The following is a 24,220-nucleotide window of genomic DNA, read 5'->3' on the forward strand; positions in this document are numbered from 1 at the left end:
CGTGCTTAACTTTCTACGTGGCATTGATTTCGGGAAAAATAATTTCCAAAGAGTGATCTGTTGTTTGCTGAGTTTCTTAGTGTTGTCGGCCTGCTCGATATTTGAACCTATTAAAACTCCACCGATGCATTATTTTACGTTAGCCATGCCTGATCCCAATTGGGATTGCTGCGAACAACAAGGACGCACCACGATATTAGTCAACCAACCGCGTGCTAATGCGATTTATAATAGTCAACGCATGATTTATATCCCAGCGTGTTATCAAATTCAATATTTTGCACAAAACCGCTGGGCTGATATGCCCACACAAATGTTACAATCTTTATTAATCAACTCTTTACAACACACTGGTTATTTTCAAGCCATTATTAACACCCCTTCCACCACTTATTATGATTGGGTATTGAATACACAATTACTCAGCTTTCAACAGGAGTTTATCACCGTTCCCAGTCGTTTCCGCATAGCCATACGTGCGCAACTCATCGACGCCCGATCCAGACATGTCATCGCCACACAGGATTTTGTCGTCGTACAAACCGCAGCGCACGATGATCCTTATGGTGGAGCACTGGCTGCCAACCTCGCTGCACAAAAAATACTCAATGAAATTAATTGTTTTTGCTTAAGAAATTTGAGCTAAGATGGACTTTCGGAGTCATGGCGAGCGAATGTAATGAGCGTGGCCATCCAATTTACGGTATTTTCTGGATTGCCGCGCGCTACGCGCTCGCAATGACGAGCGTTGCTAAGCGCTCGCAATGATGAGTAAATTTTTTAATTTTTCGCATCTTCACATACGAGCGGTATATTGCTCATCCCCTGCACATTTAAGCTTTCAGGGAATAAAGTAATGACATTTAAGTAACGATCATTTTTTTGTATCATGTCCTCAACCCAAACATAAACTTTTTTGTCATTGCTGGTTTTTTTCAAACCATTCACTTTTTTTCGCAACGAATAATAACGATTTGTTTTCTTAATGGGTTTTCGTACCAGTAACATACAGATGTTTATCCTCAATCAATGTTAAAATTAGCGCTATAATTTTTTATAGCAAAAAAATATTTGATGAGTATAAATAGATTTTATTAAGCCTATATTAAATAAAAATTAAATTGCATCATTTAATATTAATTTTATATTAACTAAGCATATAAAAAACTTCTAAAAAATAAATATAATTTGCTATACTCGCAAAGAAAAAACTTAAAAATGGAATATTTAAAAAATAAAAGCGTAATGATCCAATTTTTTCCCCTACTATTAGTTTGTTACGAAATAATTAATTATTTAGCCAACGATATGTATTTGCCGGCTTTGCCGAGTATGATTCACGATCTCGGGATCACTACCAGCTTAGCGCAACAAACCGTAACCGCTTGGTTTTTCGGTGCGAGCTCGTTACATTTATTATTAGGTCCGGTCTCGGATCGATTTGGCAGAAGGCCGGTACTACTGATAGGTGGGGTATTGTTTACTACCGCCACTTGGATTTGCGCTTTTACAGCGAGTATTAACGTTTTACTGATCGCGCGATTTATTCAAGGCGCTGTGGTATCGACTTTAAGCACCGCCGGCTATGCCAGCATTCATGAAACCTATAATCGTAAACAAGCCATCCAAATTTTAGCGCTGATGGGCAGTGTCGTGATGTTAGCGCCTGCCTTTGGCCCTTTAATAGGTGGAATTTTTTTACAATGGCTGAACTGGCGGGGAATATTTGTTTTTTTAGCGCTGAGTGCCAGCATCATTTGGCTAGGCTTATATTTGGTCATGACAGAAACTCATTCCAGCACGCAAAGATACATGTTCCGATGGTCACAGGTGCTAATCAATTATCACCAAATACTGATAAACAAAGCGTTCATGCTTAATCTATTTATTATTAGTTTTAATGTCTTAGCCAAAGTTGCCTGGATCGTGGGCGGGCCGTTTCTAATCATTAGTCAATTTAAATTGAATACTTTATATTTTGGCCTGATCCAGATCTTAGTATTTGGCAGTCAGATTCTCGGCGCACAAATAGTCAAACGTGTTATCCATCGCGTGGAAGTCAATCGTTTAATTAATCAAGGCTTAAGCATTTCCTTATTCGCCAGTTTATTAGCAATTTGTTTGAGTTTTATTTTTCCCAACCAACTTATAGGGTTGGTCATTTGCTTAATGATTTTCTGTTTTGGTACCGCACTTTCCGGCCCATTACAACGACTCTGTATCGAAGCGAGCCCTGAGCAACCCATGGGTGCGCGCATGGCCGTGTATGCAACTTCGATTAGTTTATTTTGCAGCTTAGCCAGTTTTTTATTTAGTTTTACCTACACCGGTAGCTTACTCTGGTTTGCTAGCTTACTGTTTATACTCGCTAGTCTCGCCAGTCTCGTACGCTGGTTGAGCTTAAAATATTTTTTTAGCGTTTAATAGTTTTTTAAGCTTGATGATATAGAATTAAAAATGATAATTATTTATCATAACCTAATTTCTATAAATATCTAAATAATAAAACGAGGTGAGCATGCCAGTTTCTCTATTTAACCGTGATGAAAACACCATAGATACACGTTTACTTTGTCCGGAAAGTCGTGAATATTTAACAGATTTAAATGGTTTTTCACTACCTGATAATCTAGATTTGGAAGACCTTTGTTTTCAAATCAATGAAAATGGCAACGAAGAACCTTATCAGGATAAACCACAAAGAAAGAGGCAAATTCTAGACAATTTACTTATGTTCGAGAATAATCATAAGGACAGCTGTGAATCGCTTCATCAACAAGCTCAAAGCAAAGCAAAGAAACTGCGTCTCTGGACTATCGGTGTGACCTTACTCACTATAGTGTTACTTGCCGTTGCAACTGCATCAATCCTATTTGTTCCAGCTGTGGCTGCGTTTACCCTACCATTATTTGCTGTTATATCTACTGCTATTGGAAGCTGGTCGCCTTTATTATTGCTTACATCACTGTTACCAAGCTTAGCTGTACTCATACCTAGCTTAATATCAGCAAAAGCAGAACATAAAAGCCAAATAAAACTTGATGCAAGCGGAAACGTATCTCAGGAAATAAAAAATATCAAGGCTGATATCGAAGTTAAAGCAGCAATTGCTGAGTTTTCAATTTCCTCATCCCAGATAAAAACTCTTGAAAGAAGTTCATCCGAGACAATATCTGAAAAAAGAAACCTCGGTCAAGGATCTGGCTCTAGCTTTTTTAGATCATTACCCTCAGTAAGATCTAGTGATCAAGCCATTGAATGTGATCTTATTAATTTACACTCCGCTTCTCTTTGATCTACACCCCGTTGAGGCTGAAGTGCTGTTAGCATTTCAGCTTTGTCCTGCGAGCGCGTAAAATATTCATCGTCATTGCGAGCACTGAAGAATATTGATCGTCATTGCGAGCGCGAAGCGCGCGGCAATCCATGGATGGCCACGGCCTCACTCGCGTTTCGGCCTCGCCATGACGAACTGAGCTAAGTTTACCTTAAGCTTAGGTCAGTACCATGGGATAAGCCCATAAGTTGAGACGAGGTCATTATGCCGATAGTTACTGAACTAGGAATAGTTACCGAAGAACTTTGCCCAGACAATAAAAAGTATTTAAGTCGTTTATTAGTTGGCAAGACGGGAATCGATTCTAGTTGCATTACTTGGGACCTGCTGCTAACTGAACAACTTACTTTGGATGCTTTTGTAGAAACAGGCACAGAAAATTTAGATCAACTCATGGAATCAAGAGCTGAGTGGAATCGATTACTAAAGGAAAATCAATTAAAACTCGCTATCGAAAATAAATTAGCTGAAATCGAAACTCACTATCTTTCAGAAAGGCTAAAGCCTTATGATCCTGAAGTCAGGAAGCAACAAGAGGATTCACGCCACAAAAAACGCGCTTTAGTTTCTATCGCCATTATTATCGGTCTCGCTATTGGCTTCCCTTTCGCTTTACCGCTATTAGCTGGAGCAGCTACTTTAGTTGGAGTAACAAGCCTAGCAATAGGAGCTACCTTATTATTCTGTTCTGTCATCCCTGCTTTTGTCGGCGAAAGACTTATTGATCCAGAGTGGATTGCAGAATATTCTCATGAAAAAAACAAATGGCAGGAAAAAATCTTAGAAATAACGACTAAACCAGAAGCTATTATAGAAAAAGCGGAAGAACCTATCAGTAACAAACAAATATCTCATGTCAAGCAAAGACAACCATTAAGGGTTGAAGCGGCTACACAAACAATACCCGATGATTATTATATCGATAACTCCATACGCTTTGGTTTTTTTAATACAGTAGAAAAATTAAAAGCCGAAAATATATTATATGATCATGAACAAAGGACTTTTGTTCCTACATGTATAACCAGCTAGCCGGCACAGTCAAAAATAAAAGTAGCTCGTCAGTGAGGCCGTGGCAATCCATGGATTGCCACGCACCTTCGGTGCTCGCAATGACGATGAATACTTTTTACTATAGATCTTTTTGATTCAGTTTGGCAGCGTTGCTTAAAGCAACGCTCGGCGTATGGATAAGTTTATTGGTTAAACGATAAGCTAATTGTTTGATAACCTCGTCTTGTTCATGGCCTTTTGCTAACAACGCTAAGGCTTTTTTAACTTCTGCATCACGGAATTGTTCGGCCTGCTGACGATAAGAACAAATGATCGGTGCAGCGGCTGCAATTTTTAATTGTTGCAGATAATGTTGCACCTTTTCTTCTATCAGACTTTCTGCTTTCACAGCCGCCGCTTTTCGACCTTGTTGATTTTTCTGGATCAAGCTATGCAAATCATCCAGCGTATAAAGGTAAACATCTTCCAACTCATTTACACTGGATTCGATATCCCTAGGCATACCGAGATCGGCGATAAATAAAGGTCGACGTTTGCGTTCTTTTAAGGCTTGTTCCAACATCAGCTTTCTAATGAGTGGTACATCACTACTCGTCGCGGCAATAATGATATCGGCCTTGGCTAAAAAATAAGGAATTGCATTTAAGCATATCGCCTGACCGCCGATAGTTTTGCCTAGTTTTTCGGCTGATTGCGGCGTACGATTGGCAATCCAGAAATGACGAACGCCTTGCGCAAACAAATGTTTAGCGACTAAAGCAACGGTCTCGCCCGCCCCCACTAACAAAACCTGTGTATCGGCTAAACGAGCAAAGATCTGTTTGGCACAAGTCACCATGGCGAATGCTAGAGAGACAGGATGGGCGGTAATATCGGTGGCACAACGTACTTGTTTGCTGACAGAAAACACATATTGAAATAAACGATTAAAATGCGCACCCACACTGCCTAAGGAATAGGCAAGAGAATAAGCCGATTTTATCTGACCTAAGATTTGTGGTTCACCTAAAATTTTAGAGTCTAAACCGCTGGCTAAACGCATTAAATGACGTAAAGCCTGTTCTTGCTGATAGACATACCAATGTGACTTGAGGCACTCTTGCGGAAGTTTTTTATGTCGATACAACCAGTTCATGGTAGTTTGCGCATCGCCATTGATACAATAAAACTCAGTACGATGACACGTCGATAGAATCACCGCTTCTTCAGTTTGTGTGTCCTGCAACAGTTCGCGCAACGAACTTGCCAAATAATCTTTATTGAAACTAAGCTGCTCCCTGATCGCGAGATCAGCTGTTTCATGATTAATTCCACAGGCAAGCAATTTCATAAAATTTTATATTGCGCTCCCCACCAGACTCGCCCATTCTTGTTGATGACGAATATCGATTATTTTAAATCCTGCGGCACTATAAGCTTGCTGCACCGCATCAATTTGTTCATTTAAAATCCCTGCTAATACACAATAGCCTGTTGGTTTAACTAAGGATCTAAAATAAGTGGCTAAATCAATCAATGGTTGCGCCAAAATATTAGCCAGCACAATATCAACCGGTTCTTGCAACTGAAAATCTGTTGGAAAAAAAATCTTTAGTTGTTCTGTCGATATGTCATTTTGTTCGGCATTCATTCTGGTTGCAGCTAATGCTTGTGGATCATGATCCACTGCCATAAGCTGTTTTGCGCCACATTTTATTGCAGCTATTGCCAAAATACCGGAGCCGCAACCATAATCAATGACGGTTTTTTCTTGCAGTGGATGGGTATCTAACCATTCTAAACATAAGGCCGTACTAGGATGTGTACCGGTACCAAACGCTAACCCTGGATCTAAACGTATATTCACAGCGGTTTTCACCGGCGGCTCATAAGTGCTAGGACAAATCCACAGCTTTTTTCCAAAGCGCATCGGTTTAAAATCTTGCAACCATTGTCGTTCCCAAGCTTGATTGGCTAATATTTCGCTATGACTGGCGAAAATAATTTTTTCATCAAATGCTTGATGTAAAGCATCCATCAACGTAGACAACGAAGTATGTTCGTGAAATACAGCACTGATTTTAACCTGCTCCCAAAGCGGAGTGCTATTTAGCGGAGGCTCATATAAACTTTGTTCATCTATTGCTTGCCAGGTAATCGATAAAGCGGAGGCGTTTTCTAAAAAATCACTTACCGCTTCGGTATACTCGCGCAATGTATTCAGATGTAATTGCAAACAAGCAGTCATAGCATTACAACGCTAAACGTTGCTCAAGATAATGAATATTCGTTCCACCTTTAATAAAATTGGCATCACGTACTAAGGCTTGATGCATCGCAATATTCGTCTGTATACCTTCGATCACAATTTCATCTAAGGCATTGCGTAATCGCGCGAGTGCAATTTCGCGTGTCTCACCATAAGCAATTAATTTACCTATCAAGGAATCATAATAAGGAGGAACACAATATCCGGTATATATCGGCGTATCGACACGGATCCCCGGCCCCCCCGGAGCGTGATATAAGGTAATCGTTCCGGGAGATGGCATAAACGTTTTCGGATCTTCGGCATTGATACGACACTCAATGGCATGACCCCGTATTTTTATTTGCTTTTGCTTATAATTTAATTTTTCACCGGATGCGATATGCAACTGCTCGACCACTAAATCAACGCCGGTAATCATTTCAGTAATGGGATGTTCGACTTGGATACGTGTATTCATTTCGATGAAATAAAAATGTCCATCTTCATATAGAAACTCAAATGTACCTGCACCACGATAATTCATATCACGACAAGCTTTTACACATAATTCACCCATGTGATGACGTTGTTTTTCAGTAATTCCAACTGCAGGTGCTTCTTCAATCACTTTTTGATGACGGCGTTGCATAGAACAATCACGTTCACCTAAGTGAATAGCATGACCTTGTCCATCACCTAACACTTGGATTTCGATATGTCTGGGATTGGTTAAAAATTTTTCCAGATAAACACTCGCATTTTTAAAATTAGCTTGTGCTTCGGCACGTGTAATCGCAATCGCATTTAACAACGCTGCTTCACTATGCACTACGCGTATCCCTCGCCCACCACCACCACCGGCCGCTTTAATCAAAACTGGATAACCAATTTTTTGCGCAATTTTTAGATTTTTTTTATCATCATTATCTAATTCACCTTCAGAACCCGGCACGCAAGGAATTTTAGCTTTACGCATCGCAGCAATTGCCGATACTTTATCGCCCATCAGGCGTATGGTCTCAGGTTCAGGTCCGATAAAAACAAAACCACTTTGTTGTACACGCTCAGCAAAATCTGCATTTTCAGAAAGAAAACCATAGCCTGGATGTATGCCCATCGCATCAGTAATTTCAGCGGCGCTAATAATAGCGGGAATATTTAAATAACTAGCCGTTGCAGGGGGAGGACCAATGCATACCGTTTCATCGGCTAATTTCACATGCTTTAAATTAACGTCGGCAGTAGAATGCAAGGCAACCGTTTGTATGCCTAATTCTTTACAGGCACGTAAAATACGTAAAGCAATTTCGCCACGATTTGCAATAACGACTTTATTTAGCATTATTTTTACCTATCAATTTTTCTAGCTCTACATCAAGCGGGTAAAACATTAATCGTCATTGCGAGCGCGTAAAATGTTAATCGTCATTGCGAGCACCGCAGGTGCGTGGCAATCCAACTGGATGGCCACGCTCACTTCGTGAGCTCGCCATGACGGATAGTTGGTTTTTGTCATTGCGAGCACCGAAGGTGCGTGGCAATCTACCCATTCGCTCACCATGACGTGTTTTTTATACTATTCAATGATGAATAAGGGTTGATTGTATTCTACCGGCATACCATTTTCTACCAATCTCGCTTTAATCACGCCTGCTTTATCTGCTTCAATCTGATTCATCATTTTCATGGCTTCAACGATGCACAATACTTCACCTAATTTAACGATCTGTCCTAAGTTTACAAAAGGAGCAGCATCTGGATTAGGCGCCAAGTAAACGGTACCCACCATCGGAGAACGCACCTTATGACCGCTTACTTCAGCTTCTGCAGAAATCGATTGAGGTGGCATAATCCCACTCGAAGGACTAGGCTGTAAGAGTGTTGTTCGAGCAGGTGAAGACTCACGCTTAATGCGTATCGATTGGTCCCCTTCAGAAAATTCAATTTCAGTCAAACCATGCTCATTTAGGAGTTTAATAAGCTGATTAATTTTTTCCGAATCCATAAAAAACGGCCTCTTTTTCAAACAACAATATGCTGCATATTGGAGCATATCCTAGCTAACTTTGCTAGTCTTTATATACTTATGTTTGCTAAGCTGAGACTGCTGTAGTATTGAGAATCGCATTATGCAAAACCTAGGTTTGAAAAACCCGAATGGCGCTCACAAGTTGACCTTGTCAGAGATTAGTTGTACACAATTGCTTGGCGTTGGTCCAAAAATTAGTAATTATCTCAGCAAATGTGGAATACTTAGCTTACAAGATCTGCTGCTACATTTACCCTTACGTTATGAAAATAGAACGCAACTCACCGCAATCAAAGATGCTCGCTGTGGAACTCCTGCACTGATTTCAGGCGTTATACATCACGATTTACATGCGGTTAAAAGCAAAAAAAGCTTTTCTTGCAAACTCAGCGACGAAACCGGTAGTATCAAGCTACGATTTTTTCATTTCAAACCTAAACAATTTCATCAATTTAAAGAAGGACTGCGTCTACTTTGCTTTGGTGAAGTTCGTGCCAAAAAAAATAGATTTTTTGAATGTGAAATGCTCCATCCAGATTATGAATTCTTGCGCAATAATAATCCGCTTATTTTACCCCGTTATCTAACTGGTATTTATCCCAGCACACCCGGCATGTCACAACGACTGTGGCATAAACTGATCGCCCAAGTATTTCATTTATTATTCACGCATGCTGAAACTAAACTCATTAAAAAACAACAACATTATTTTCCCGAATATTTACCTGAAGATTTATTAAAACGGATAAAATTTCCTTCGCTTTTGGAAGCTTTATATTACATCCATCGCCCTCCTGCTGATGCCCCCTTAGAAGAGTTAGCCAGTGGCCGACATATCACTCAACAACGTTTAGCTTTAGAGGAATTACTGGCCCATTCGCTCAGCGTACAACAAATGAAAAGAAAACGTGCGACGGAAACAGCACCCCGTTTAAAATCCGATCCTGCTTTGATTAAACGTTTTCTAACCGCCTTACCCTTTCAATTAACCCAAGCACAAAAACGCGTTATCAAAGAAATTAATCAGGATATGCAAGTCACCATTCCCATGCAGCGCTTATTACAGGGAGATGTCGGTTCCGGTAAAACCGTAGTCGCCGCCTTTGCGGCATTACTTGCCATTGCTAATCATTACCAAGTCGCCTTGATGGCTCCCACCGAGCTGTTAAGTGAACAACATTATCAGCACTTTTATCGCTGGTTAGCACCCTTAGGCTTTCATGTGGTTTGTTTAAACGCCGGCTTACAAAGCAAAGCTAAGAATCAAACGCTGGCTGAAATAAAAAGCGGTAAAGCGCATATTGCTATCGGCACTCACGCTCTTTTTCAAGAAGGTGTGCAGTTTGCCAACTTAGGTTTCATCATCGTCGATGAACAACATCGGTTTGGCGTGCAACAACGTTTAGCATTATGGAAAAAAGGTCAGCAAGAAAAATTACAAGCTCATCAACTTTTTATGACCGCCACACCGATTCCGCGAACCTTAGCGATGACAAGTTTTACCGATCTAGATATTTCTTTTCTGGATGAATTACCACCCGGTCGTCTACCCGTACAAACGATAGTTCTTTCTGATCATCGCCGTTCACAAGTCATAGAAAGAGTACGAGCCACGTGTACACAACAAAAACAAGTCTATTGGGTATGCCCACTCATAGAAGAATCGGATTTACAACATTATCAAGCCGCTGAAACGACCTTCAAAACCTTAAAGGCTGATTTAACTGATCTACGCTTAGGATTGATACATGGAAGACTACCTAGCGCAGAAAAAGAACGTATTATGCGTGATTTTAAAAATGGTGAGATAGACTTATTAGTAGCTACTTCAGTCATCGAAGTCGGCGTTGATGTCAGTAGCGCTAATTTAATTGTAATAGAAAATGCCGAACGCTTAGGCTTAGCACAACTTCATCAATTGCGCGGCCGTGTAGGCCGAAGTGAAACCAAAGGTTTTTGTATTTTACTGTATCAAACGTTATCGCCATTAGCCAAAGAACGTTTAGGTATTATGCGCAATAGCAATGATGGCTTTATGATTGCGCAACGCGATTTAGAATTACGCGGTCCTGGTGAAATTTGGGGTTTGCGCCAAACCGGCTGGAAACAACTGCGTATTGCCGATCTAAAACGCGATCATGATTTAATTCCGCATGTCCTTAATCTTAGCAGCACGCTGCACACCGAATATCCCTATTTAATCGAGCCCATCATTCAACGTTGGGCAGAAAACAACGATGGCAGCTATAGCAAGGTTTAAATGAGCCTACTGCTTTTGCTAACTGTTTTATCACTGACACCTATGAGAATAAGCAGGTGGAAGATTAGCATTCATTGCACTGTTGCTAGCAACGGAATGAGGAGGATGATGATGAAAAAAATGCGGCGAATGCTGGGGCAAAACCAATGCAGGAATATCCATAGATGGCGTTACTATCCTGGTGGATGGTGCCGCTATATTCTTAATTGCTTGTTGATAATTAGGAAGTTCTGAATACAATACTGGCGCAGTAGGATATGTCGTGTAATTTTCCTTCACCTCATCGTAAAGTGGCGGTTGAAAGAAGGAGTTCTTTAATGCATTTTCTAACACCGGCAACTCTTCAGTATTTTTTTCTCTAAAACAAAATGAGAAAATTCCTATCCCCAGCTTCAGACAACCTATCACCGCAGTTATAATTCCACAAACCGCAGCAGCCATTGTCGGAATGCTAAGTAAAGCTATCCAACTGGCAACAGCTGGAAACAAACCCATAAGAACAACCATCAACGCCAAACCACCGACACCACCCCCTACAATAAGCAATAAGCCCAAAAAAATTTCCTTAAGCGATGCCTTTATATCAGATTTTATATCAGATTTTATTTCATTATTTTTATCTTTTTTTTCAGCACATCGCAGATATTCGCTCAGCATTTTGACTGATGCAACAGTTGCTTTACCAAGTTGTATTTGTTCGAAAATAGCAGTGACTAATTCACCATCGCAATTTTTCGGCAAACTAGTCAGCCCATGGCGTGCACATAAATCATTTAGAACGACTTGATGATCAAACACTTTGACATTCATATAATGTATGCATTCTGATGGGGTTATGTACAGTCCTTGCAAACCCATTAAAAAATATGCAAATTGGCTTTTTATCCGATAAGTCTTCATACTTTTCTCCTTGCAAATGAATGGCAGTATCCATTCTTCAATTAAGTACTAGATTGCCGCGCGCTTCGCGCTCGCAATGACGAGGGTTGTGGCTACACCACTCGCAATGACGAGGGTTGTGTGCTACACCACTCGCAATGACGTCAATATTCTGCGCGCTCGCAATGACGATTTAAACAGAATAACATCTTTCTGGTCTTGGATCAGTATTGTCCGTATCATACTCACGCTCGTTGTTTAATGACGAAGAATAAAAAAAATTGGGCCTATTTAAAGATGTAGTCACAGACAATGTGGGCGTTTCCACGCTCGTCGCATCTTCCAACAATACATCCTCATAGGAAGGAAGTCTGGATGCAGAAGATCCCAGATAATAAGGGTTTATTTGCCTAGGAAAAGAAAGTGATTTAAGGAAACTTATTTTTTTGATGAGTTTATTTTCTAATGAGCCTAAGGCTCGCTCATGTTGACTAGATGACCAAACTGAGAATACCCAAAAACCTAAACCATACAGATCAGCCATTAAACTACTGTACATTAATGTCCTGTTATCAGGAAAAAATAATAAGCTAAGATGTAAAACGATAAAAAGACCTGCCATCAAACCCGGCGTCACTCTATAATACGTACGATCAATATCTATTTGTTTTAACAACAACAAATACTTTTTAAAAATCCTTCCAATATGCATCAGCTCTTCATGATCGACATAATCTTTTTCTAATTCCTTAAATAACTGCTCAATGATGTAATGCGGATGGTAGCCCTGAACCTGGCTAATCTCCACGTTGACAAAACCTACTGATTCCCTAGTTATTCTGAAACCTGGTAAACCTCTTAAAAAAGAGGCGAATTCTAATTGAATGCGGTAATTATTTTCATTGTTTGGCATTTTTTTTCCCTCTAGCATTTCACCAAAAATGCAGCTTTATTATTTACTCACTTAACAGAAATTTATTTTTATTTCTTTCAAGCATGCGTGCTAGAACGTGTAACGTCTGTAAGCTGAATTATTAGTATCATTGCAATCAGTTTCAGATATTTCAGATGATGAAGATGACGAAAAATAAAACTTTACTATGCTAGCGTATGATGAACTCGGTGTGTGATAAGGTGTGCGGGGTAATGAACTTGCCGTATCATCAGAAAAAACACTCGAAAATGATTGCGTTCGAGATCGCTGTAAACTATTTTTTTTCAGCGAATTTTTTTCTTCTTCTTTTAATCGGGCATGTAAATCTGGATCGGTAAGGGTTCTTGTTAGGCAAGCTCGACATTTGCTTTCGATAATCGTTGTTTCGGAATGGTTTTTATTGTTCGGCATTTTCTTCCCTAAAAATTTATCATTGTTAGTATGCAAGGGTTTTATTTTATACTTAAAATAAAACCTAATACACTTCTTTTTATTTTTTCAACAGGCTGCCATGACATTGATCTATTCGTCATGGCAGCGTAATGATCGTCATTGCGAGCGCGTAGCACTCCTCGTCATTGCGAGCGCGTAGCGCGCGGCAATCTAGGATGTTTTCTTCTTCGGCATATACAAATCGGTAATCGTACCTTCAAAGATTTCACTCGCTAACATCACACTCTCGGACAGTGTTGGATGTGGATGTATCGTTAATGCTAGGTCTTCAGCTTCACAACCCATTTCTATTGCGAGTGCAATTTCAGCGATCAATTCGCCGGCATTAGGACCGACGATGCCCGCACCCAAAACACGCTGTGTTTTAGGATCAAATAATAATTTGGTCAGACCTTCATCACGCCCTTGTCCCAAGGAACGGCCACTGGCTAACCAAGGAAAAACGGCTTTTTCATACGTAATATTTTTTTCTTTGGCAACAATTTCCGTTAAACCAACCCAAGCAATTTCCGGATCCGTATAAGCCACGGAAGGAATACAACGCGGTTCGAAAAAGTGTTTCTTACCGGCAATTACTTCGGCTGCGACACGACCTTCAGCTACGGCTTTATGTGCCAACATAGGATTACCAATGACATCACCAATAGCAAAGATATGTGGGATATTGGTTCGGAGTTGTTTATCGACCGGAATAAAGCCTTGTTCAGTGACGTTGATACCTAAGGCTTCAGCACCGATCAATTTTCCATTCGGTTTACGCCCTACAGCAGATAAAATTCGATCGAATCGTTGTGGCTTTGTGTCTCCCTCACCTGCAAATGTAACCCATAGTCCATCTTTCTTAGCTTCGACTTTGGTTACTTTGGTTTTTAATAAGAATTTATAATGTTTTTGTAAACGCTTATAAAGTGGCATCACCATATCTTTATCAGCGCCATTGATGATCATATCGCCTGCTTCGACTACGGTAATATCGCTGCCCAGCGCGTGGTAAACGGTGGCCATTTCCATCCCGATAATCCCACCACCTAAAACTAATAAACTACCTTTCACTTCGTTTAATTCGAGCGCACCGGTTGAATCAAAAATCCGCGGATCATCCGGTAAAAAAGGCAAGCGTATCGGTTGTGAACCCACAGCAATGATCGCTTGCTCAAAAACAATTTTTTGTTTTCCTACGGTTAGCTCATTTTTACCCGTAAATTTTCCTTCTCCAAAAACACATTCAACTTTACGTTGTTTGGCTAACAGGGATAAACCGCCGGTTAATTTTTTTACTACATTGTCTTTCCAAGTACGCAATTGTTGGATATCAATTTTAGGTTTGCCAAAACTCACACCAAATTCCGCCATGGCGCTGGCATCCTCTATCACTTTAGCAGCATGTAATAACGCTTTAGAAGGGATACAACCAATATTTAAACACACTCCACCTAAGGTCGATTCTCTTTCCACTAAAATAACTTTTTTGCCTAAATCGGCAACACGAAACGCTGCACTATAACCCCCTGGCCCGCTACCTAACACGAGTACTTCGGTTTTTTTAATTTCTAATTCAGCCATAGTTTCCTCTAAAATAATTTATATAAATAAACGGATCAGTCGAGCCTATAATAACCAGCGCCGTATATCCGACAAACAGGCCGTCAAATGCATAATAAAACGAGCTCCTTCCGCACCATCGATCACACGATGATCATACGATAAAGATAAAGGTAACATTAAGCGCGGAACGAACTCGCCGTCTTGATAAACGGGTTTAAACTGCGCCTTGGATACACCTAAAATGGCGACATCCGGTACATTCACGATAGGCGTAAATGCCGTACCACCGATACCACCTAAACTTGAAATGGTGAATGAACTACCTTGTAAATCAGCACCTGTCAGTTGTTTGGCACGTGCTTTTTGACTGACCGTTCCCAATTCTTGCGCTAATTCTAAAAGACTTTTTTTATCCACATCACGTATCACCGGAACCACTAAACCTTCGGGTGTATCAACAGCAATCCCAATATGATAATATTTTTTTAAAATCAATTCCTCACCGTCGGCCGACAAAGAGGCATTAAACGACGGAAATGCTTTTAAACTGGTTACCACTGCCTTCATAATAAAAACTAACGGCGTTAATTTAATATTCTGTTTGGCAGCAAACCCTGCTTGTGCTTTGCGAAAAACTTCTAGTTCGGTGATATCTGCATCGTTAAATTGCGTGACATGCGGCACCAACAACCAGTTACGATGTAAATATTGCGCAGTTAATTTTTTAATTCGAGATAAAGCCTGCTTTTCTGTTTTGCCGAATTGATTAAAATCAATCTCCGGCGCCGAGGGTAAACCCATTTGGCCATGAGCACTTTGACTGAGATGTGCTTTAACAAATTTTTGTAAATCTTCCTTAATGATGCGACCTTTTTGTCCGGTACCGGTAATTTTATTCAGATCGAGTCCAAACTCTCGCGCTAAACGTCGAACTCCAGGACCGGCATGAATATCTTCTTGATCTTCATCATTTTCTTCATCACCTTCATCTTTCAATTCTGCCGATCGAGAAGAAATTTCTACCTTGGTTAATTCTGGCGCAGGCGTGGTAGCACTTGCATCTGGGATGGATTTTTTTTCTGCACTCGCTGAAGCAGCAGAAGTAGTCTGTGATTTTTCATCGCTAGCATTTGATTCGGTTGTTTCTAAAATAGCAATCAAATCACCTTTAGAAACTTTATCACCCACTTTAACTTTTAATTCTTTCAGCTTTCCGGCTAAAGGCGAAGGAATATCCATCGATGCTTTATCACTTTCTAAGGTAATTAAGGCATCTTCTACATCGATTACTTGGCCCACTGTAACGGGTATTTCAATAATAGCCGCCGCGGTCACATTACCTAAATCTGGAACATAGATTTCTTTTAAACTAGACAAACGTTTTCTCCTCTTTTGTCATTGCGAGCACGAAAGTATTGGTCGTCATTGCGAGCGCGTAGCGCGCGGCAATCTACATTCGCTCGCCATGATGGGTATACACATAAACATTAAATGGTAAAAGGATTAGGTTTTTTAGGATCGATAGCATATTTTTCAAACGCCTGTTCGATCTCAACAGGAGTCACTAAACCCTCTGTCATTAATGCATGTAAACTGGCGATGACGATATAATAGCGATTTACTTCAAAAAATTGACGTAATTGCTCGCGTGTATCACTACGTCCATAACCATCCGTTCCGAGCACCACATAAGGTGCTTTAACAAATCCGCGAATTTGGTCGGCATTTAAACGGATATAATCAGTAGCTGCAATCACCGGGCCTAATCGATTCTGTAAACATTGTGACACATAACTTTGTTGCTCGGTTTTATCAGGATGTAATAAATTTTCTCGCTCAACACTTAACGCTTGTTTACGTAATTCTGAAAAACTTGTCACACTCCAAATATCCGCCGTCACGCCAAAATCTGTTTTTAATAATTCCGCAGCGGCTATCACTTCATTTAATATCGTACCTGAACCTAATAATTGTACGTGTCGTTTACTAGGTTTAGTTTCGGATAAACAATACATTCCCTTAAGGATGCCTTCTTTATTAACTTCGCTTAAGGCAGGATGCGCATAGTTTTCATTCATTAAGGTCAGGTAATAAAATACATTTTCTTGATTTTGCATCATACGACGCAAACCATCTTGAATAATGACCGCTAATTCATAACCAAAACAAGGATCATAAGCCACACAATTAGGCACTACCGAAAAAAATAACAGATTATGTCCGTCTTGATGTTGTAAACCTTCACCCGCTAAGGTTGTTCTGCCCGCTGTTGCGCCCAAAACAAATCCACGCGCTTGCATATCACCCGCGGCCCAAACAAAATCACCCACGCGTTGATAACCAAACATCGAGTAATAAATATAAAAAGGAATCATGCTTAAATTATTCGTACTATAAGAAGTGGCAGCCGCCATCCACGAACAAAATGCGCCGCCTTCATTAATTCCTTCTTCGAGTAATTGACCTTTCTTATCTTCACGGTAATACATTAATTGACCGGCATCGACCGGATCATACAGTTGGCCTACGGGAGAATAAATACCGATTTGACGGAATAATCCTTCCATACCAAACGTACGTGATTCATCGGGTACTATCGGCACAATACGCGGACCTAAGGTTTTATCTTTTAACAGATGACGCAAAATTTCCACAAATATCATCGTCGTAGAGATTTCTCGCCCTTTAGAACCTTGTAATATATTATCAAAATTGCTTAATGGCGGCGCCGCTAAACTTTCGTCAGAATGTGTACGACGCGCGGGTAAATAGCCGCCAAGTTTTTTACGCTGTTGTTTTAAATAGTTAATTTCTGGACTTTTTTCATCTGGACGATAAAAACTTAAATTTTCAACCTCAGCATCAGTCATCGACAGTTTAAAGCGATCGCGAAACGCAAGTAATTGTTCTTGCGTCATCTTTTTTTGTTGATGCGTGATATTTTGACCTTCGCCGGCTGTGCCCATACCATAACCTTTGATGGTTTTTGCTAAAATAACCGTGGGTTGGCCTTTATGTTCGACGGCGGCTTTATAAGCGGCATAAACTTTTTTAATATCATGACCGCCGCGCTTTAAAAGCCAAAGTTGTTCATCACTCATATCGGCAACCATCGCTTTTAATTCTGGATATTTCGCAAAAAAATGTTCACGAATATAAGCACCATCTTTAGCACGAAAGTTTTGATATTCACCATCAATGGTTTCCATCATTAATTGAGGTAATAAGCCTTGTTTATCTTTTTTAAATAACGGATCCCAAGCGCTACCCCATAACACTTTATTCACATTCCAACCTGAACCGCGAAATACACCTTCTAATTCTTGGACTATCTTGCCATTGCCACGTACCGGCCCATCCAGTCGTTGTAGATTACAATTAACAACAAAAATTAGATTATCCAATTTTTCTCGTGCAGCAATACAAAGTGCTCCGAGCGATTCGGGTTCATCCATTTCTCCATCGCCACAAAACATCCACACTTTTCTATCATGGTTGTCTAAGAGACCACGATTTTGTAAATATTTCAAAAAACGGGCTTGATAAATGGCCTGCATCGGACCTAAGCCCATAGAAACGGTGGGAAACTGCCAAAATTCTGGCATTAGCCAGGGATGAGGATAAGAAGAAAGACCTTTTCCGCCGATTTCTTGGCGAAAATGTGCTAGTTGCTGTTTTGTTAAACGTCCTTCCAAAAAGGCACGCGCATAAATACCCGGTGAAGAATGTCCCTGGATGTACAATAAATCGCCAGGATGTTCAGCATTAGCGGCATGAAAAAAATGATTAAAGCCAACCTCATACAGCGTCGCCGCCGAAGCATAGGTCGCTATGTGTCCACCTAGCTCAGAAGAAATTTTACCTGCTTGTAAGACCATCATTACCGCGTTCCAACGAATTAAAGCGGCAATCCGTTTCTCTAGCTTTTCATCCCCAGGAAAAGCGGGCTCTAACTCAACAGGAATGGTATTTACATAGGGTGTGAGACCAGCCGTTATATCTAAACCCCGTTGGCGGGCCTTATTGATAAGCTGTTGGATAAGAAATTGCGCCCTATCTGCACCTTCAAACTTCAATACAGATGAAAGTGCATCTATCCACTCTTTAGTTTCAAGCGGATCCTTATCGACATAAGGGGTTTGCTGTGTCATAGGAGGCTTACCTTTAGAAATTCTTTTAATAATTGATTGTTATTTAAACTAATTATTTAGTGAGCCAATTATAACAGCACACCCAGTGTCACGGCGAATACGATAATTAAAAAAAGGATTAAATCACGGTCTATGAGCTTTAAAGCGGAACCATAGTTTTCATTAGTAAACTCAGTCGTTTCATCGAGTCCTAATGCGATACGTCCACTTTTTTCAATCAGTTCGCGATTAAATGAAACATCTTTTAGTAAATAATCTAAACAAAATTGACTGGTTTGCACAAAATTACCCGCTAAGGCGAACAATATCGAAAATAAACGCACGGGCAACCAATCCAACAACGCTCGAATTTGTTGCGCTGACTTCCCTAAAGCGGGATAACTGGCATGAATATGAGCAGAACGTTCAACTAAACGATAGACCAATGCCGCGATCGGGCCTAATAAAGCCATCCAAAAAATCACTGCGAACAAAGACTCATTGGCTTGCCAAAATATCGGCTGATGTATTTTCTTAGTATCAAAAATATTGATAGGGCCCAAACAATAAAAAAGCACTACAGCGCCAATTAAAAAAGCTAATAAACCTTGAATAAAAGCGGCACTTAAAAAATAAATCACTGCTGCAGGTATCACTATAGGCAATACAACTAATATTAAAGGAATAAAATATTGCTGTGCCCATGTAATATTTTTAGTCATGTCATTAATTTTGCTGACATATTGTTCAAACCAATTAAAACGAGCTAAAAAGTTACCTCGATGTAAGAAACGTTCCAGTCCTAAGCACAGTAACAATGTAATAAATGTCATGATCTTCCTCCGGGCGTCCAGCCCTAATGTTTAAAAATTATTGTTTTATACTCTTCGCATTGAGTATATATTATTTCAGCACAGTACAAAAAATAATGAGCCCGTCATGGCGAGGCCGAAACGTCAGTGAGGCCGTGGCCATCCATGGATTGCCACGCACCTACGGTGCTCGCAATGACGATTAATATTTTTCGCGCTCATGACGAAAAATGCTTTGTTAAGGCTGAAACCAAAATATGAGTATATATTAAAAAAACCTAGTTTAGTCTACTCGCATCTTTTCATTCAAGGCCAAAGGTGTAGGATAACGTAATACCACCCAATAAGATGAGCCCACAAATGTCAAAATAGTGACCGCTTGGATCAGATAATTGGCTTTACTGCCGATTAAGGCAGGGGTTGTTTCAGCGGCCAAATAAGCAATCAATAAAGAAAATTCGCTGGCTTGTCCTAAACGTATGCCCACTTCGCGGGCTATATATTTTTTTTCACCCGACATTTGCAATAGTACCTGAAACAACCAAGGTTTGATTAATAATACCAGCGCCGCTAATAAAAAGGCGGGTATAAATACCATCGGTAAATAATGCAAATCAAAACTCGCACCTATAGCAAAGAAAAACATAATTAAACAAAAATCGCGCAATGGTTTTAAATTATCGGCAATGAAAACTGCAATCGGCCCTTCTGCTATCGATACACCGGCTAAAAAAGCACCTATTTCTGCCGATAAACCTAATGCGCGGGACAATTCTGCTAACCCTAAACACCAACCTAATGCCACTAAAAAAAGATATTCTTGCACGCGATCAAAACGAACAAACAATTTACTAATGAAATAACGTTGTACGACAAAAGCAAAAACCAATAACAAAGGAAAGGTAATTAAGGTTAAACCGAGATCAGCTAATTTGGAACCGGTCATATGTGCACCGTGTAAGAATAATAACATTCCAATAGCTAATAAGTCTTGCAGTAACAACACGCTGATCATCGTTTCACCAATCGGTTTATGATGCAACGCCAAGGTGGGCAATAACTTAAGACCGATGATGGTACTCGAAAAAATTAAACTAGCGCCTATTAATAAACTTTCTAAGAGCGTGAAACTAAATAAATAACCGACTGCAAAACCTATTGTAGTAAATAAAGCACTGAAAACTAAGGTCACTATGGCAGTTTTACGTAAGCTGCGATAAAACTCTTGGGGTGTTAAATCTAAACCCACTAAAAATAACAAAAAGATAATGCCGACATCGCCAATGCCGCGCGCCAAACTTATGTTAGGTACTAACTTTAGACAACTAGGACCTAATATCAAACCTAATAAAATATAAGCGACTAATAAAGATTGACGAGTATATAGGGCTATCGTCGCTAATACAGCAGCGCCAGTAAAAATGACAAAAATAGAAAAGACAAAATTGTGATCCATTATTCCTCCAGGCAAAGCAAAGAGGCATTACCTCCAGCCGCCGTCGTGTTGATGGACAATGAGCGCTCTAAGCAAAGACGAGGTAAATAATGCGGTCCGCCTGCTTTAGGTCCCGTTCCAGAAAGACCTTCACCACCAAAAGGTTGTACACCCACCACCGCGCCTATCATAGAACGATTAACATATTGATTTCCAACATGCACCTGTCGTGAAATCGTATCGACGGTATGTTGAATGCGACTTTGTATACCTAAGGTCAAACCATATCCGGTATGATTGATAGCATGGATCACGTGTTCACGATCTTTAGCGGCATAACGAATCACATGCAAGATAGGACCAAAAACCTCGCGTTTTAAAAGATCTAAACTCGATAATTCAAATAGACTGGGGGCAAAGAAATTGGTTTGATCTAATCCACTCGGCAGCTTGCATTGATAGTGTAATTTAGCTTCTTGTGACATACGATCAAAATGTTCTTGTAAGGTCTGCTTGGCAGCGCTGTCGATCACGGGACCGACATCGGTAAATAAGTCGCTAGGATCACCTAATTTAAGCTCGGCCATCGCACCGCAGAGCATTTCAATTAAGGAGTCCGCCATTTCCTCTTGTACAAACAATACACGTAACGCCGAACAACGTTGTCCAGCACTACCAAAAGCCGAATTCAATACGTCAACCACCACTTGTTCCTTAAGCGCTGAAGTATCGACGATCATGGCGTTCTGTCCACCCGTCTCTGCAATGAAAGGTAAAATTCCACCCTCACGATTTGCCAAACCTTGATTGATTTCACGTGCTGTTTCAGTTGAACCCGTAAATACGATTCCTTTAATGCGCGGATCGAAGGTTATTTTTGGTCCGATGACCGCACCACTGGCGGGTAAAAGCTGTAGTACATCACCTGGAATCCCCGCTTCATGTAAGAGTTGTACCGCTGCGGTTGCGATTAACGGTGTTTGACTCGCAGGCTTAGCAATAACGGTATTACCCGTCACTAAAGCAGCCGTCACTTGACCAATAAAAATCGCTAAAGGAAAATTCCAGGGACTAATACAGGCAATAACACCCCGACCTTGAAAACTTAACCAATTTTCCTCACCCGTCGGACCAGGCAATAATTGTGGCATTAAATCTAAGCGGGCGCGCATGGCGTAATAACGACAAAAATCAACCGCCTCTCGGACTTCAGCGAGTGCATCATTGAGTGTTTTGCCACCCTCTTTGATCGCTAAGGCCATAAATTCACTCAAGCGTTGTTCAAAAAGATCGGCAGCACGTTCTAAGCAAGCCGCACGTGTCTCTATCGGTGTATTTGCCCAAGCAAAGTTTCTCTGATGGGCGTTGCTTATCGCCTGCTCTAATTGTTCGCTACTCGCTAAACTAACATGTCCAACAATTTGTTGTGGATTGGCCGGATTGCCGATAGCACGTGTTTTTTCGCCTGCTTCTAAAACACCATTAATTAAAGGTCCTGCGTTATAAGATTTTTTAGCGGCACTCTCTATTTCACTAGCAAGTGGTTCCCAAGTTTCGCTATCGGCAAAATCGATACCTCGAGAATTTTTCCGACCCGCTCCATAAATATCTCTCGGTAAAGGAATTTTAGGATGTGGAATCCTATCCAATTGATATAATTTTTGCACGGGATCTTCCAACATTTCTTCGATAGGAATGCTTGGATCTATAATACGATTCACAAATGATGTATTCGCACCATTTTCTAACAAACGTCTCACCAAATAAGCGAGTAGATCTTCATGCCCGCCGACAGGTGCATAAACCCGACAAGGAATATTAAGCTGTTTAGGACCTACGATATGATCGTACAAGGTATATCCCATACCATATAGACATTGCATTTCAAAATCTCGATTCTTTCCGGCCAACTCGAGTACCGTCGCAAAGGTATAGGCATTATGTGTGGCAAACTGCGGATAGATATGTGCCGAGTGTGCCAACAATTTTTTTGCACAAGCAACAAAACAAACATCAGTTGCTGCTTTACGCGTAAACACTGGATAGGCTTGCAAACCTTTTATTTGTGCAGTTTTGATTTCGGTATCCCAATAAGCGCCTTTAATTAATCGTACCATCCAACGTTTATTTTGTTGTTTAGCCAAATCAACTAGCCAATCAATAACAAAAGGTGCGCGTTTTTGATAAGCCTGCACGGCCAAGCCAAATCCTTCCCAATGCGCTAAGTCAGGATCACAAAATACCGCACCAATAATATCTAAGGAAATATCCAAGCGATCCGCTTCTTCGGCATCGACGGTGAGTGAAATATTGTTAGCTTTGGCAGCTAATGTTAATGTTTTTAATTGCTTAATTAAAAAAGGAACGACGACTTCTTTTTTAGCAAATTCATAACGCGGGTGCAGCGCCGATAACTTGACTGAAATACCCGGTGCATCATTCAGTGACTTGCCTGATGCCGCCTTACCAATAGCAATGATGGCGGTTTGATAGGCTTGAAAATAACGTTCAGCATCCTTCTCGGTACGTGCCGCCTCACCTAACATATCATAAGAAAAACGATAACCCTTTGCTTCATAAGCTTTAGCTCGTTTTAATGCTTCATCAATTCCTTGACCCATCACAAATTGGCGCCCCAACATCTGCATGGCTTGCTTGACTGCTTTACGGATAATAGGCGCGCTGGTTCTACCCACAAAGCGACGGAATACATTCGTTAAACCGCTGGTTTGATCCGACTGTAATAATTTCCCCGTTAATACTAAACCCCAGGTACTGGCATTAACAAAAAAAGAAGCGCTTTGACCAAGATGCGAAGCCCAATCGGCGTTAGTAATTTTATCTTTTAATAAGGCATCGATGGTATCGCTGTCCGGTATACGTAATAGTGCTTCTGCCAGGCACATCAATGCAATCCCTTCCTCACTCGATAAATCATATTCGTATAAAAACGCGTCCAAGCCACCTTTCGATAAACGCTGCGCACGAACCTGCTCAATTAATTTAGCCGCACGTTGCGCAATTTTTTCGGTCACCTGACGAGGTAAAGCCGCTTGCTGCAATAACTGTTTAACACACGACGTTTCATCAGCATAATAAGCTTGTGCTATAGCCAATCTTAACGGATTTTTCTTAACTGATATTAAGGGAAACGACATTATT

19 protein-coding genes are annotated in these 24,220 nt (G+C 40.5%); 5 read left to right on the plus strand and 14 right to left on the minus strand.

The window, feature by feature from the left end; all coding sequences use genetic code 11:
- The first annotated feature begins 1 nt into the window (after position 1).
- Positions 2 to 646, plus strand: a complete 645-nt coding sequence (locus AAHH40_RS04750; RefSeq protein ID WP_342219537.1) for an ABC-type transport auxiliary lipoprotein family protein — start codon at positions 2 to 4, stop codon at positions 644 to 646.
- A 134-nt stretch (positions 647 to 780) separates the two neighbouring features.
- Here AAHH40_RS04750 and AAHH40_RS04755 read toward each other — a convergent pair whose 3' ends face one another.
- Complete coding sequence (locus tag AAHH40_RS04755; protein WP_342219538.1) at positions 781 to 1,008, minus strand: hypothetical protein; 228 nt, start codon at positions 1,006 to 1,008, stop codon at positions 781 to 783.
- A 210-nt stretch (positions 1,009 to 1,218) separates the two neighbouring features.
- On the opposite strand from AAHH40_RS04755, the gene AAHH40_RS04760 reads away from it, so the two are divergent.
- From AAHH40_RS04760 to AAHH40_RS04770, 3 genes are all read left to right on the plus strand, one after another.
- Positions 1,219 to 2,424 carry an MFS transporter gene (locus tag AAHH40_RS04760; RefSeq protein ID WP_342219539.1) on the plus strand — a complete coding sequence of 402 codons (1,206 nt, stop codon included), beginning with the start codon at positions 1,219 to 1,221 and terminating at the stop codon, positions 2,422 to 2,424.
- A gap of 94 nt (positions 2,425 to 2,518) precedes the next feature.
- Positions 2,519 to 3,295 (plus strand): hypothetical protein, encoded by a 777-nt coding sequence (locus tag AAHH40_RS04765; RefSeq protein ID WP_342219540.1) that lies wholly within the window; start codon positions 2,519 to 2,521, stop codon positions 3,293 to 3,295.
- 246 nt (positions 3,296 to 3,541) lie between these two features.
- A complete protein-coding gene (locus AAHH40_RS04770) occupies positions 3,542 to 4,369 on the plus strand; it encodes a hypothetical protein (RefSeq protein ID WP_342219541.1) in 828 nt (275 codons plus the stop codon).
- Between the two features lie 100 nt (positions 4,370 to 4,469).
- Here AAHH40_RS04770 and hemA read toward each other — a convergent pair whose 3' ends face one another.
- From hemA to accB, 4 genes are all read right to left on the minus strand, one after another.
- Positions 4,470 to 5,681: a glutamyl-tRNA reductase gene (hemA, locus tag AAHH40_RS04775; protein ID WP_342219542.1), complete on the minus strand. Its 1,212-nt coding sequence runs from the start codon at positions 5,679 to 5,681 to the stop codon at positions 4,470 to 4,472.
- Between the two features lie 6 nt (positions 5,682 to 5,687).
- Positions 5,688 to 6,578, minus strand: a complete 891-nt coding sequence (gene prmA, locus AAHH40_RS04780) for a 50S ribosomal protein L11 methyltransferase (RefSeq protein ID WP_342219543.1) — start codon at positions 6,576 to 6,578, stop codon at positions 5,688 to 5,690.
- A gap of 4 nt (positions 6,579 to 6,582) precedes the next feature.
- Positions 6,583 to 7,923: an acetyl-CoA carboxylase biotin carboxylase subunit gene (gene accC, locus AAHH40_RS04785; protein ID WP_342219544.1), complete on the minus strand. Its 1,341-nt coding sequence runs from the start codon at positions 7,921 to 7,923 to the stop codon at positions 6,583 to 6,585.
- 234 nt (positions 7,924 to 8,157) lie between these two features.
- A complete protein-coding gene (gene accB, locus AAHH40_RS04790; RefSeq protein WP_342219545.1) occupies positions 8,158 to 8,586 on the minus strand; it encodes an acetyl-CoA carboxylase biotin carboxyl carrier protein in 429 nt (142 codons plus the stop codon).
- Between the two features lie 124 nt (positions 8,587 to 8,710).
- Here accB and recG point away from each other — a divergent pair, with 124 nt between their 5' ends.
- Positions 8,711 to 10,870 (plus strand): ATP-dependent DNA helicase RecG, encoded by a 2,160-nt coding sequence (gene recG, locus AAHH40_RS04795; protein ID WP_342219546.1) that lies wholly within the window; start codon positions 8,711 to 8,713, stop codon positions 10,868 to 10,870.
- A gap of 30 nt (positions 10,871 to 10,900) precedes the next feature.
- On the opposite strand, the gene AAHH40_RS04800 is transcribed toward recG, so the two are convergent.
- From AAHH40_RS04800 to putA, 9 genes are all read right to left on the minus strand, one after another.
- Entirely contained in the window at positions 10,901 to 11,770 is an 870-nt protein-coding gene (locus AAHH40_RS04800; protein WP_342219547.1) for a hypothetical protein, read from the minus strand.
- A gap of 172 nt (positions 11,771 to 11,942) precedes the next feature.
- Positions 11,943 to 12,662 (minus strand): hypothetical protein, encoded by a 720-nt coding sequence (locus AAHH40_RS04805; RefSeq protein WP_342219548.1) that lies wholly within the window; start codon positions 12,660 to 12,662, stop codon positions 11,943 to 11,945.
- A gap of 90 nt (positions 12,663 to 12,752) precedes the next feature.
- A complete protein-coding gene (locus tag AAHH40_RS04810; protein WP_342219549.1) occupies positions 12,753 to 13,094 on the minus strand; it encodes a hypothetical protein in 342 nt (113 codons plus the stop codon).
- A gap of 192 nt (positions 13,095 to 13,286) precedes the next feature.
- Complete coding sequence (lpdA, locus tag AAHH40_RS04815; protein WP_342219550.1) at positions 13,287 to 14,699, minus strand: dihydrolipoyl dehydrogenase; 1,413 nt, start codon at positions 14,697 to 14,699, stop codon at positions 13,287 to 13,289.
- Positions 14,700 to 14,744: 45 nt separating this feature from the next.
- A complete protein-coding gene (aceF, locus tag AAHH40_RS04820; RefSeq protein WP_342219551.1) occupies positions 14,745 to 16,058 on the minus strand; it encodes a dihydrolipoyllysine-residue acetyltransferase in 1,314 nt (437 codons plus the stop codon).
- Between the two features lie 110 nt (positions 16,059 to 16,168).
- Positions 16,169 to 18,832: a pyruvate dehydrogenase (acetyl-transferring), homodimeric type gene (aceE, locus tag AAHH40_RS04825; protein ID WP_342219552.1), complete on the minus strand. Its 2,664-nt coding sequence runs from the start codon at positions 18,830 to 18,832 to the stop codon at positions 16,169 to 16,171.
- A 68-nt stretch (positions 18,833 to 18,900) separates the two neighbouring features.
- Positions 18,901 to 19,644, minus strand: coding sequence for a hypothetical protein (locus tag AAHH40_RS04830; protein WP_342219553.1), 744 nt, complete (start codon positions 19,642 to 19,644; stop codon positions 18,901 to 18,903).
- A gap of 262 nt (positions 19,645 to 19,906) precedes the next feature.
- Positions 19,907 to 21,082 carry a cation:proton antiporter gene (locus AAHH40_RS04835; RefSeq protein WP_425287980.1) on the minus strand — a complete coding sequence of 392 codons (1,176 nt, stop codon included), beginning with the start codon at positions 21,080 to 21,082 and terminating at the stop codon, positions 19,907 to 19,909.
- Positions 21,079 to 24,216: a bifunctional proline dehydrogenase/L-glutamate gamma-semialdehyde dehydrogenase PutA gene (gene putA, locus AAHH40_RS04840; RefSeq protein ID WP_342219555.1), complete on the minus strand. Its 3,138-nt coding sequence runs from the start codon at positions 24,214 to 24,216 to the stop codon at positions 21,079 to 21,081. Before putA ends, AAHH40_RS04835 begins: the two co-directional genes overlap by 4 nt.
- Positions 24,217 to 24,220: the final 4 nt, after the last annotated feature.

It is taken from the genome of Rickettsiella endosymbiont of Miltochrista miniata (assembly GCF_964031245.1).
Lineage (GTDB): Bacteria > Pseudomonadota > Gammaproteobacteria > Diplorickettsiales > Diplorickettsiaceae > Aquirickettsiella.

Coding starts and splice junctions, on each gene's coding strand:
- AAHH40_RS04755 (WP_342219538.1), bottom strand. CDS start 1,008: ATGTTACTGGTACGAAAACCCATTAAGAAAACAAATCGTTATTATTCG.
- AAHH40_RS04760 (WP_342219539.1), top strand. CDS start 1,219: ATGGAATATTTAAAAAATAAAAGCGTAATGATCCAATTTTTTCCCCTA.
- AAHH40_RS04765 (WP_342219540.1), top strand. CDS start 2,519: ATGCCAGTTTCTCTATTTAACCGTGATGAAAACACCATAGATACACGT.
- AAHH40_RS04770 (WP_342219541.1), top strand. CDS start 3,542: ATGCCGATAGTTACTGAACTAGGAATAGTTACCGAAGAACTTTGCCCA.
- hemA (WP_342219542.1), bottom strand. CDS start 5,681: ATGAAATTGCTTGCCTGTGGAATTAATCATGAAACAGCTGATCTCGCG.
- prmA (WP_342219543.1), bottom strand. CDS start 6,578: ATGACTGCTTGTTTGCAATTACATCTGAATACATTGCGCGAGTATACC.
- accC (WP_342219544.1), bottom strand. CDS start 7,923: ATGCTAAATAAAGTCGTTATTGCAAATCGTGGCGAAATTGCTTTACGT.
- accB (WP_342219545.1), bottom strand. CDS start 8,586: ATGGATTCGGAAAAAATTAATCAGCTTATTAAACTCCTAAATGAGCAT.
- recG (WP_342219546.1), top strand. CDS start 8,711: ATGCAAAACCTAGGTTTGAAAAACCCGAATGGCGCTCACAAGTTGACC.
- AAHH40_RS04800 (WP_342219547.1), bottom strand. CDS start 11,770: ATGAAGACTTATCGGATAAAAAGCCAATTTGCATATTTTTTAATGGGT.
- AAHH40_RS04805 (WP_342219548.1), bottom strand. CDS start 12,662: ATGCCAAACAATGAAAATAATTACCGCATTCAATTAGAATTCGCCTCT.
- AAHH40_RS04810 (WP_342219549.1), bottom strand. CDS start 13,094: ATGCCGAACAATAAAAACCATTCCGAAACAACGATTATCGAAAGCAAA.
- lpdA (WP_342219550.1), bottom strand. CDS start 14,699: ATGGCTGAATTAGAAATTAAAAAAACCGAAGTACTCGTGTTAGGTAGC.
- aceE (WP_342219552.1), bottom strand. CDS start 18,832: ATGACACAGCAAACCCCTTATGTCGATAAGGATCCGCTTGAAACTAAA.
- AAHH40_RS04830 (WP_342219553.1), bottom strand. CDS start 19,644: ATGACATTTATTACATTGTTACTGTGCTTAGGACTGGAACGTTTCTTA.
- putA (WP_342219555.1), bottom strand. CDS start 24,216: ATGTCGTTTCCCTTAATATCAGTTAAGAAAAATCCGTTAAGATTGGCT.